Below are 10412 nucleotides of genomic sequence, written 5' to 3' on the forward strand. Positions count from 1 at the left end.
TATGAGATCAATATTGCGTTATTTGATGCGTTGCAAGGAACAGTAAAAGGTCCCGACCAATGGCAACAAGCCCGCTTTATTTGCGCACACGCGATTATGCTGGCCCTGGAGGGTATCCCGGGTATTTATATTCATAGCCTGTTAGCCACTGGAAATGATTATCAACGGCTTGCGAAACATCAGCATAATCGCGCGATCAATCGCCATCAGTGGGATGATTCTGCCATTCGGACAGCTCTTAAACATCCCGCCAATAATCACTCTCAGATATACCAAAAACTCACAGGGTTGATTACGCTTCGCACTCAACATTCAGCATTTCATCCCAACGCAACGCAATATACCCTACAACTTGGCGATGCCTTATTTGGCTTCTGGCGACAAAGTATTGACCGCCGGCAAAGTATATTCTGTATATTTAATATCACTGATCAACCGCAAACGCTTCGTATCGCCGATCTCAACCTGGTTGCAACTGATGATTGGCATGATCTTGTCAGTGGTGAGGCTATCGATTCCTGGCAAATTGAAATTCAGCTATCTCCCTATCAATGCGCGTGGTTGAGTAATCGCTGATTTCCGCCACTAAATTTTACGAGGACCCATATTCATGACAGCAAACGTTTCAATTCGTAAATGCCTTTTCCCCGTCGCCGGCTACGGCACACGTTTTTTACCGGCCACCAAGGCGATGCCTAAAGAAATGTTGCCAATCGTTAACAAACCCCTTATCCAATACGGTGTAGAAGAAGCCATGGAAGCTGGATTGCACAGTATGGGCTTTATTACCGGACGGGGTAAAAGAGCGATTGCCGACCATTTTGATACCAGTTTCGAACTGGAACATCAGATTTACGGAACGAGCAAAGAGTCTCATCTTGATGACATTCGCAATGTGATGGATGCATGTGATTTTATTTTCATGCGTCAGCGCGCCATGCTGGGTTTGGGACACGCCATCCTCACTGGTGAGCCCATAATCGGTGATGAAGCTTTTGCGGTATTGCTGGCAGACGATTTATGCGCTACACCTGAATCCGGTGGCAAACGTGCATTAGGTCAGTTAGTCGATCTTTATCAGAAACATCAATGCAGCATCGTGGCAATAGAAGAAGTTCCAGCCGACGCAACCGGTAGCTATGGTGTGATATCCGGTGATGAAATTGAACCCGATATTTATCGCATTACCGATATGGTTGAAAAGCCTAAACCGGAAGATGCGCCCAGTAATCTGGCCATTATCGGGCGTTACGTTTTGACGCCCGATATTTTTGATTACCTGCGTAATACTCCCCCAGGTGCCAATGGCGAAGTACAGATCACCGATGCCATACGGGCAATGGCTCAGGAAAAACCGGTACTGGCAGTCAAGTTTAAAGGACATCGTTTTGATTGCGGCAGTATCGCGGGTTATGTCGAAGCAACCAATTATTACTATACTCAACAGTATGGTTAAGCCTGCCAGGTAAAAACCGGCTGTTAAGTTTCACGCAACCGCTATTCAGGGATAAGTTCGCAACTGCCCCACCACTACCCCCTGGATACTGAGTCGTTTAGCATCAATCGTCACAGGTTCAAACGCTTCATTTGCCGGCATTAAGGTAATGGTGCCATCTTTATTGACCAGCATGGTTTTAAGGGTGGCATCATAACCATCAACCAGTGCCACAATCATGTCACCATGCCTTGCCTGTCTTGTTGATTCTACAACCACATAATCACCCGACATGATGCCTTTGCCAATCATGGATTCACCACTGATTTTCAAGACATAACGACCTTTCCCTTTGAACATACTACCAAGGTCAATTTCAGACTCATCGGCTACGGCCTCGATCAAACGTCCGGCCGCGATTTTTCCCATCATCGGGAAAACCAGTGATTGCTCTGAAAACACCTGCTCATTCAACTTCAACCCTCGCGTTCTGCCTGTCAGCCGTTCCAGATAGCCACCATCAATCAAAGCCTGAATATATCTGTGAGCGGTACCCTGTGAACTGATACCCAGCCCCTCGGCAATTTCAGTGACTAAAGGTGCTTCACCATTTTCATTAATGTATTGGCGAATAAAGTTGAGCGTGTCTTGTTGTCTTTTAGTTAGCATACTTTTCACCTGACATGAGAATATAACGAGAAGAGAAAATATAGAGAATTTTTACTGCATACACAAGAAATATTTTTAATTCTTTTGCATCACCGGCCATATCATTGAAATCATGGAAGAAGCATTGTTTTTGACTGGCATAATCAATTTGCAGATGGTATCTTTATTAGTCGAAAATGATTGGTGTATGAGGCAAAAATGTTAAAAAAGATTGATGAATTTTTGATGCAGAAGTTTCCACATATCATTCTGCTATTCACCGTTTTCTGGTTGGGTTTGGTCGCAATCGGATGGTATTTATCGTAGTTCAGAATTAGCTTTAAATGGCCTGCCATCAAGGATAAACCTAATGGCTATGATTTGATCCAGATCAATGCCTTCTGGGTGATACAGCTTGATAATTGATAACGGATAGACGAAATATCTAACCGTTATTAAGGAGTTTTATCATGCACAAACTTGAAGAATGGCTAATGGAACATTTCATCGAATTTATAATAGTTATGTCGCTCGCCTGCATAGGGCTTGTAGCTTTCGGTTTATTGATGGCCTGAACATTTTAAGGGTCAGATCTCGTTAAACTGGTCTGATTTTGATGGTGCTTTAGGGTCATTTCCAAGGCAGTTGTTGGGCCAGATAAAGAATCCCTACAGTAGTGGCTATGAAACATAAGCAGACACTGATGTCCTGAAGTTGGATCTGAATTCATATTCCTTGAGGAATAGAACATAAGATTCTTTCAGGACATTTGTTTTTTATAATTCAGTTTCAGCGGTTTAAAGCAGCAAACAGTCGGATATCGTTTCCCTGCTAAATAGAAAACCCAGCCTCTGCATATTTATGTCATTGGGGCGTTTGCGTAAAGCCTTCTTACTACACATTTAAATTGGCAAACCTGACAGTTTTACCGGCGAAAACATGTCCAGAATGACCATTAATAATGCCGCAAAATAACGTTCATTCAGCATTGCCACTCTGTCAGAAACTTCATGTTCTCTCGGCGCAATATGATAGGTAATAACCGCTCGTAATTTACGATACAAAGAGTTATCTTCGTTTTCTAAAATTTGTATTCAAGCTTGCCCCCAGCGCCTCCAAACTTTTTGTTGATCAAAACAGCCATTTCAGCACATCATTACTAGATGAGTGAACTAACCGAAAATTATAACCAACCAATCAGAAACGTTTTTTTTGTATCGGATCGTACCGGTTTAACGGCAGAATCTTATGGAAAGTGCTTATTAGCGCAATTTCCTGAAATTGAGTTCGAAACAATTACACTGGCTTTTGTCGATACCAAAGAAAAAGCAGAAGATGCTCGCGAACAAATTAACGCGCTGTGTACAGAATCTGATCTACCGCCTCTGGTTTTCAGCACCTTAGTGAATAACGAAGCCCAACAGATTATCGAAGATTGTGATGGCTTTGTAATCAGCCTGTTTCATCAGTTTATCGGTTCTATGGAAGAGTTTCTTCAGGTGCAATCTTCTCAGAAACAAGGTGTTTCACGAATTTCGATCAGTGATACCACCTATCAAAAACGTCTGGATGCGATTGACTATGCACTGACTCACGATGACGGCATTCGCCCGGATCAATATGAAGAATCTGATATCATTTTAGTGGGTGTTTCACGTTGCGGTAAAACGCCTACCAGCTTATATTTAGCCATGAACTTTTCCCTTAAAGTGGCTAACTATCCGTTGACCGCGGAAGATTTGGAAGCAGAAGAACTGCCGGAGTATCTGAAAATTCATCGGCATAAACTTGCCGGTTTGACCATTAAACCTGTACCCCTGAGTCGTATTCGCCGCCAACGTCGCCCTGACAGTAATTACTCCTCATTGGAAATCTGTCAGCGAGAACTAGATAAAGCAATGAGTATGTTTGAGAAAGTTGATATTCCGGTATTTGATACTACGAATACCTCTATTGAAGAAATATCCAGCCGTGTTGTTCGCTCCATGGGGCTTGCGCGTGAGCGCATCCGCGAATCAACCATTACATTTAATAAAACTAAAAATTTAAGGTAGTTGTCATGACCGAATATGTAATTCCACTCGAAAAGTTGTGCATGAATGATGTCGGGAGAGTTGGTGGAAAAAATGCGTCTTTAGGCGAAATGTTGCAGAATTTAGCACCTTTGGGCGTCGCCGTACCAAGCGGTTTTGCAACCACAGCGGATGCCTACAGAGAGTTTTTAAAACATGACGGGCTACAAGACCAGATAAACGATTTATTACGTGAACTGGATGTGGACAATGTCGTGGCACTGCAAAAAGCGGGCAAAACCATCCGTGATTGGATCATGACCATTCCCTATCCCGAAAAAATGGAAGCCGCGATTGATGAGGCTTATCACAAACTAGTTCAAGAATATGGTACGTCAACCAGCTGGGCTGTTCGTTCATCTGCAACTGCAGAAGATTTACCGGATGCATCATTTGCCGGTCAACAGGAAACCTTTCTCAATGTTTCCGGTTTAGACAATATCAAGTTTGCCATCAGAGAAGTGTTTGCGTCGCTATTCAACGATCGGGCAATTGCCTATCGCGATCATCAGGGCTTTGAGCACAGTGAAGTAGCTTTATCTGCTGGTATTCAAAAGATGGTGCGTTCTGACATCGCTTCTGCCGGTGTCGCGTTTACGTTGGATACAGAAAGTGGTTTTCGTGATGTCGTCTTTATCACCGGTAGTTACGGCCTTGGTGAAATGGTCGTGCAAGGTGCGGTAAATCCCGATGAGTTTTATGTTCATAAAACAACCTTGGCGGCTGAACGCCCGGCGGTATTACGCAGAACACTCGGTCAGAAAGCGCTGAAAATGATTTATTCCGGAGACGATAAATCACCCGTTAAAACCGTCGATGTAGACCCCGAAGAACGATTACACTTTTGTCTGAATGATGAAGAAATTGAGTCATTGGCCCGCATGGCGATGGTTATCGAAAAGCATTATCAAAGACCAATGGATATTGAGTGGGCCAAAGATGGCAATGATGGTCAGATTTATATTGTCCAGGCACGTCCCGAAACTGTTGAAAGCCGCAGTGTAAATGTCACTGAACAATTCATCCTGAAAGACAAAGGTGAGTTATTAGCAAGAGGTCGCGCGATTGGCAGAAAAATAGGCCGCGGCCGGGTCCGGATTTTGAGCAGCCTGGATCAAATGGATCAATTTGAAGCCGGTGACGTTTTATTAACTGACATGACCGATCCTGATTGGGAACCGATCATGAAAAAAGCAGCCGCGATTATAACCAATCGTGGTGGACGTACCTGTCATGCAGCCATTATTGCGCGTGAATTAGGTATTCCGGCAGTCGTTGGTTGTGGCGATGCCACTGAAAAAGTCGCTGAAGGCATTTCGGCAACGGTTTCCTGTTCTGAAGGCGATGAAGGTTATATTTACCAGGGGCTTCTGGAATTTGAACACCGTGTTCAGTCATTGGATCAAATGCCCGAATTACCCGTCAAAATCATGATGAATGTGGGTAATCCGGATCGTGCCATGAGTTTCTCACAACTGCCTAACGATGGTGTTGGTTTGGCCCGGCTGGAATTCATTATCAATAACACTATCGGCATTCACCCTAAAGCCTTAATGGCCGCAGATAAAATGGATGCTGAAGTACAACAGATAATTAAAGAAAGAACCACCGCCTACGGTGATCCGGTTGAGTTTTATATCAGTCGTATCACTGAGGGCGTTTCGACCATTGCTGCAGCATTTCATCCATCTAAAGTGATTGTACGTATGTCCGATTTTAAATCGAATGAGTATGGCAATCTGATTGGTGGCGCGCAATTTGAACCTCACGAAGAAAACCCGATGATTGGTTTTCGTGGTGCGGCACGCTACAGTTCGCCTGAATTCGAAGCTTGCTTTGAACTGGAATGTGAAGCAATCAAACGTGTCCGCGATGTAATGGGCTTAACCAACGTCGAAATCATGATTCCTTTTGTTCGTACATTAACTGAAGCTGAAGCTGTTATTAAGATTCTGAAAAAGAACGGACTGGAACGTGGTAAAAATGGTCTGCGTGTGATCATGATGTGTGAATTACCTTCAAACGCAGTACTTGCCGATCAGTTCCTTGAATTCTTTGATGGATTTTCCATCGGTTCTAACGATATGACACAGCTGACACTTGGCCTGGATCGTGATTCAGCACAAATTGCTAAAGCGTTTGATGAACGCGATCCAGCCGTTTTGGCAATGTTGGATATGGCGATTAAAGCTTGTCACAAAGCCGATAAATATATCGGTATATGTGGTCAGGGTCCTTCAGATCATCCTGATTTGGCAGAATGGCTGCTTGAGCGAGGTATCAGCAGTATTTCATTAAACCCGGATACTGTCGTCAGTACCTGGCAGGCATTAGCCAAACAGTAAGATTTGCACTACAAATACTATGAGCCCTGCGGGGCTCTTAGTGTTATGTGTTCGTTCAGCGTTTTTCCGGCAATACGTTTAGGGAAAATTCAGTCAAGCAATAGATTCATTGAGGCTTGATTGTAAACCACCCCATTGATAAGTATTTCAAAGGTGTGCCGGCCACTGTAATACTGTCTGGTAGTGAGTTTTAAAAATCCATGTGACTTACTCAGACGAATACTTTCTCTTGCCAGTAACTCGATATTTTTCCATTTATATACTTTTGCAGTGGTCGTACCGTTGGCTTTAACGTGCCATACACGATAGTCCACGACCAATACCTGGGTTTGATCTGCTGCAGAATGTATTTCGGCCTGCAGAACCAGCGATTCCCCCAGTTTTAGCTGTTGCTCAGTGAGAACTAAATCAACCTGGACTCGAGGCTTCTGAGTGAATCCCAGTAATGGAAATACTGCGGGCTCCCCCGCTTTAATAAGACTGCGGAGACCATGACGAATAATCCAGCGGCGTTGGGCTGTTGAATCGTTTAACCAATCACCACAAAGCTCAATAACCTGTTGGGGATGATCTTTACTGATATCGTTCAGATTGTTGGCGACCGATTTTTGTACATAGCGACTATGATCATCTTTGAGATAATTAAGTACCGTAAATATTGGCTGGGGATTTAGTTTCAAGGCTGTTAAATGCCCTCCCCAGGGCAATCTTGGTCGCATTCCCTCGGAAGCCAGTCTTCGGACATGCTCATCAGCATCCTGGCTCCATTGCAGCAGGTGATGATAGGTTAACTCAAAATGCTGGTCGATATAGGGCCTGATAGCAAATTCAGCGGTAAACAGTCGAGTCAAATGACTTAATAAATCCAATGCCGTTTCAGGCTGATGCAATCCTTGTTTGCCAGCATAGTCGATTAATGGCCATGCCATAAAACTGTACCAGCCCTTATTAATATTTTTATCTGGCCAGTTGTCAGCAAGCTGTTTGAGCCATTTAGCCGTGTCTGAATAATCCTCAATTAATAATTCCGTTAATACCGTGCTCAGGTGGCTGACTCGGCTTTTAAGCGGCTTAGCTTCCAGATCATCAGTCGACTTTTGTATAAACTCATCTGCCGGAAAAGACGGCTTATATTGTTTGATTAACCGGGCTAGTATTTCGATGGATCCGGCATTGATATGATCTTTCAATAAAGGTGCTGCATTGGTTTCAGCCGGCATATCAGACTTTTCCATATGTATTACTCGCATATTTCAGACATAAAAAAACCGTGGTATAAAACCACGGTTTTTTATTTTACGGTATTTACGAGAGGTTTAAGCTTGTTGTAATTTTGCTCTTCTACGCAGAGCTATAAAGCCCATTAAACCAGAACCGAATAACCATACTGCTGCAGGTAAAGGCACTGCAGATGGCATTGAAGTAAATTGGCCAAGCAATTTAACTGTTTTGTCTTTACCTTCTTTCAGGAAGATTTCATCCACCAGTTTAATACCATGTTTGGTATGAATCCCAAAGCCGGTCAATTCAAAGAAATAATCTGTGCCTTCGTGACTTAAAAACTTCGTCGGTACAGAATTCAGGAAAGTGATGCTGTCACCTTCAGGATTCACTGTATTATCAAGTGAAAATCCATAGGTAAAGGTTTCAGAAAATAAAGACGGACTACTGAAATCAAGAGTCAGTGCTAAATCAACACTTTCAGCTTGAGTGCCAGAATAAATGATACCGTTATTGAAGTTTAGATATCCCGCAACAAAAGTCTGATTAACCTCAGTATTAAAACCAGTATTGTAATAAGTTAACGAACTTGGGTCTGAATATTGAGCAACCTTATCTTTCGTGTTGTAACAGAAAAAACCGTGACAAACCTTGTTATATTCGTAAGTATAGTGAGTCAGAGCACCTTCGCCCCATGTAAAATGGTCAGTACCAACACCTGAAGTAACCATACCGGAAGGACCAGTAGGATTTTCAAAAGTGCCTGAAGTACTGCCCTGGAATGTAGCGGCATTAGCGGTTAATGAAACAGCTAAAAGTGAAACAAAAAGTAGCAAATTTTTCATAAAATTTCCTTTTCAGAAAAAAAGCAACCCGGCTGTCTTTTCATTAAGACCCGTGGTTTTCCGTCTCTTGGTTCACACCAAGGTTGGCACTCTGTATTAATATTATTGCGGCTCATACTTTGAGCAACGGTGCCTATATTAGAGAAAAAAAACCTGAAAACCATTGTACCTTGGTACTATCAGTCACTTTTTCGCGTACTTAGTCACATTCTGAGATATTTTTAAAGGTTTATTCACCCGAATCTTTTATTCATTTTTTGAATAAAGCTATGGATTCAACATGACTGGTATGTGGAAACATATCCATGATGCCTGTTTGCATGAGCGTGTAACCATATTGATTGACTAACTCTCCGGCATCACGAGCCAACGTTGCCGGATTGCAGGATACGTAAACAATAGTTTCGGCCCCCAGATCAGCAATTTGACCAAGAACTTCTAAAGCGCCACTCCGGGGCGGGTCCAGTAATACTTTGGTGAACCCGGCTGTTGCCCATGGATAGTCTTTAAGTTGGGTGACAGTCAGATCAGCCATTTCAAATTCAGCATTATCCAAACCATTGAGTTGCGCATTACGTTGAGCATGCGCCACCAGCGATTTATCACCTTCGACCCCAACCACACTGCTGACACGCTTAGCCAGAGGTAGTGTAAAGTTGCCTAATCCACAAAATAGATCCAGAACCCGATCTGTTTCCTGCAAATCCAGTAATTCAATCGCCTTGGCAATCATTTTATGGTTGATACCGGCATTTACCTGGGTAAAGTCGCCCGGTGCAAATTCCAGTCTGAGCCCTTCTTCAGGAGCATAGTGCAATTGTGGTGCTTCCGGCCATAACGGGCTGACGGTATCCGGCCCACCCGGTTGTTGATATATCCATAAATCATGTTGCTGACCATAGTGGATTAATTTCTGTTTATCGGTTTCGCACAATGGATCCAGATTACGGAATACCAGTGCAGTGTTGGCATCATCCATTGCAACTTCGATTTGGGCAATACGGTTGTAGGCTTCCAGTCCGGCAATCATTTTGCCTAGTTCTTCCAGACGTAAACCCACCCGAGGGTCGAGGACTTCGCATTGAGATAGTTCAGCCAGATATGGTGATCCCTTTTCGCGGAAACCAACCAGAACTTTTTCTTTTTTTGTCACATATCGAACACCCAGACGGGCTTTTCGCCGATAGCCCCATAATGGCCCAGTTAAGGGAGCCAACCACTGCTCAGGAGTAAGCTGACCAAAATGCGAAAGTTGCTCCTTTAAGGTATCTTGTTTCAAGCTTAATTGGGCTTGTGGAGACATGTGCATCAGACTGCAGCCACCACACACACCAAAATGCCGGCATTTAGCTTCAACGCGATCCACGGAAGCATTTTCGACAGAAATCACTCTGGCCTCATCGTATTTTTTATGCAGCCGGGTATAGAGAAAAGACACGTTCTCACCAGCTAGTGCACCATCAACAAAAACCGTTTTGCCTTCAATTCTGGCAATGCCACGACCATCATGTGAAAGACTCTCGATATTTGCCTGGACAGCTTCAGTAGGTAGCCGTTTTCTTTGATTACGTCGTGCCATTTGTTCAAACCTGTTTAAATTGGATAGTCATAAAAAAAGTCCGGTTATGCCGTGGCACAACCGGACTTTCCAGTGATGAGATTATTATTTTTGCTTCCAACTGCCACCTTGTTGGAACCACCAGCCTTTAGCTGCGTTACTTATCCAGCGTCTGGCAAAGGTTTCCTGGATATCTGATTCCCATTCAGGATGACCATTGGCGCGGGCAATTTCAGCATATAACGCTTTGCGATCCTGATTCTCTTCTGCAATCAGTGTATTAACAGT

The 10412-nt window shown here is 43.5% G+C and carries 9 protein-coding genes, 1 pseudogene and 1 riboswitch; of the genes and pseudogenes, 4 read left to right on the top strand and 6 right to left on the bottom strand.

Annotation, left to right across the window (positions count from 1 at the left end; genetic code table 11):
• Both B3O33_RS15455 and galU read left to right on the top strand, forming a co-directional pair.
• Nucleotides 1-576 (top strand): annotated as a pseudogene (locus B3O33_RS15455) (alpha-amylase); the annotation flags it as partial.
• A gap of 34 nt (nt 577-610) precedes the next feature.
• Nucleotides 611-1456 (top strand): UTP--glucose-1-phosphate uridylyltransferase GalU, encoded by an 846-nt coding sequence (gene galU / locus B3O33_RS15460; RefSeq protein ID WP_292361744.1) that lies wholly within the window; start codon nt 611-613, stop codon nt 1454-1456.
• A 45-nt stretch (nt 1457-1501) separates the two neighbouring features.
• Here the strand turns inward: galU and lexA are convergent, their stop codons facing one another.
• Both lexA and B3O33_RS15470 read right to left on the bottom strand, forming a co-directional pair.
• Nucleotides 1502-2104, bottom strand: coding sequence for a transcriptional repressor LexA (gene lexA, locus B3O33_RS15465; RefSeq protein WP_292361743.1), 603 nt, complete (start codon nt 2102-2104; stop codon nt 1502-1504).
• Between the two features lie 881 nt (nt 2105-2985).
• Nucleotides 2986-3147 carry a hypothetical protein gene (locus B3O33_RS15470; RefSeq protein WP_292361742.1) on the bottom strand — a complete coding sequence of 54 codons (162 nt, stop codon included), beginning with the start codon at nt 3145-3147 and terminating at the stop codon, nt 2986-2988.
• Between the two features lie 99 nt (nt 3148-3246).
• Between B3O33_RS15470 and B3O33_RS15475 the strand changes: the two genes are divergently transcribed.
• Together B3O33_RS15475 and ppsA are read left to right on the top strand one after the other, a co-directional pair.
• Entirely contained in the window at nt 3247-4137 is an 891-nt protein-coding gene (locus B3O33_RS15475) for a pyruvate, water dikinase regulatory protein (RefSeq protein WP_292361741.1), read from the top strand.
• Between the two features lie 5 nt (nt 4138-4142).
• Complete coding sequence (ppsA, locus tag B3O33_RS15480; protein WP_292363928.1) at nt 4143-6500, top strand: phosphoenolpyruvate synthase; 2358 nt, start codon at nt 4143-4145, stop codon at nt 6498-6500.
• Nucleotides 6501-6589: 89 nt separating this feature from the next.
• On the opposite strand, the gene B3O33_RS15485 is transcribed toward ppsA, so the two are convergent.
• From B3O33_RS15485 to B3O33_RS15500, 4 genes are all read right to left on the bottom strand, one after another.
• Nucleotides 6590-7735 (bottom strand): DNA alkylation repair protein, encoded by a 1146-nt coding sequence (locus B3O33_RS15485; RefSeq protein WP_292361739.1) that lies wholly within the window; start codon nt 7733-7735, stop codon nt 6590-6592.
• Nucleotides 7736-7816: 81 nt separating this feature from the next.
• A complete protein-coding gene (locus B3O33_RS15490; RefSeq protein ID WP_292361738.1) occupies nt 7817-8566 on the bottom strand; it encodes a choice-of-anchor K domain-containing protein in 750 nt (249 codons plus the stop codon).
• A gap of 19 nt (nt 8567-8585) precedes the next feature.
• Nucleotides 8586-8664: riboswitch (cyclic di-GMP riboswitch) on the bottom strand.
• A 152-nt stretch (nt 8665-8816) separates the two neighbouring features.
• Nucleotides 8817-10145: a 23S rRNA (uracil(1939)-C(5))-methyltransferase RlmD gene (gene rlmD, locus B3O33_RS15495; protein ID WP_292361737.1), complete on the bottom strand. Its 1329-nt coding sequence runs from the start codon at nt 10143-10145 to the stop codon at nt 8817-8819.
• Between the two features lie 84 nt (nt 10146-10229).
• A partial coding sequence (locus B3O33_RS15500) for a DUF1318 domain-containing protein (RefSeq protein WP_292363929.1) occupies nt 10230-10412 on the bottom strand: 183 nt, incomplete at its 5' end.

This window comes from Methylophaga sp. UBA1464, assembly GCF_002325665.1.
Classification (GTDB): Bacteria; Pseudomonadota; Gammaproteobacteria; order Nitrosococcales; family Methylophagaceae; genus Methylophaga.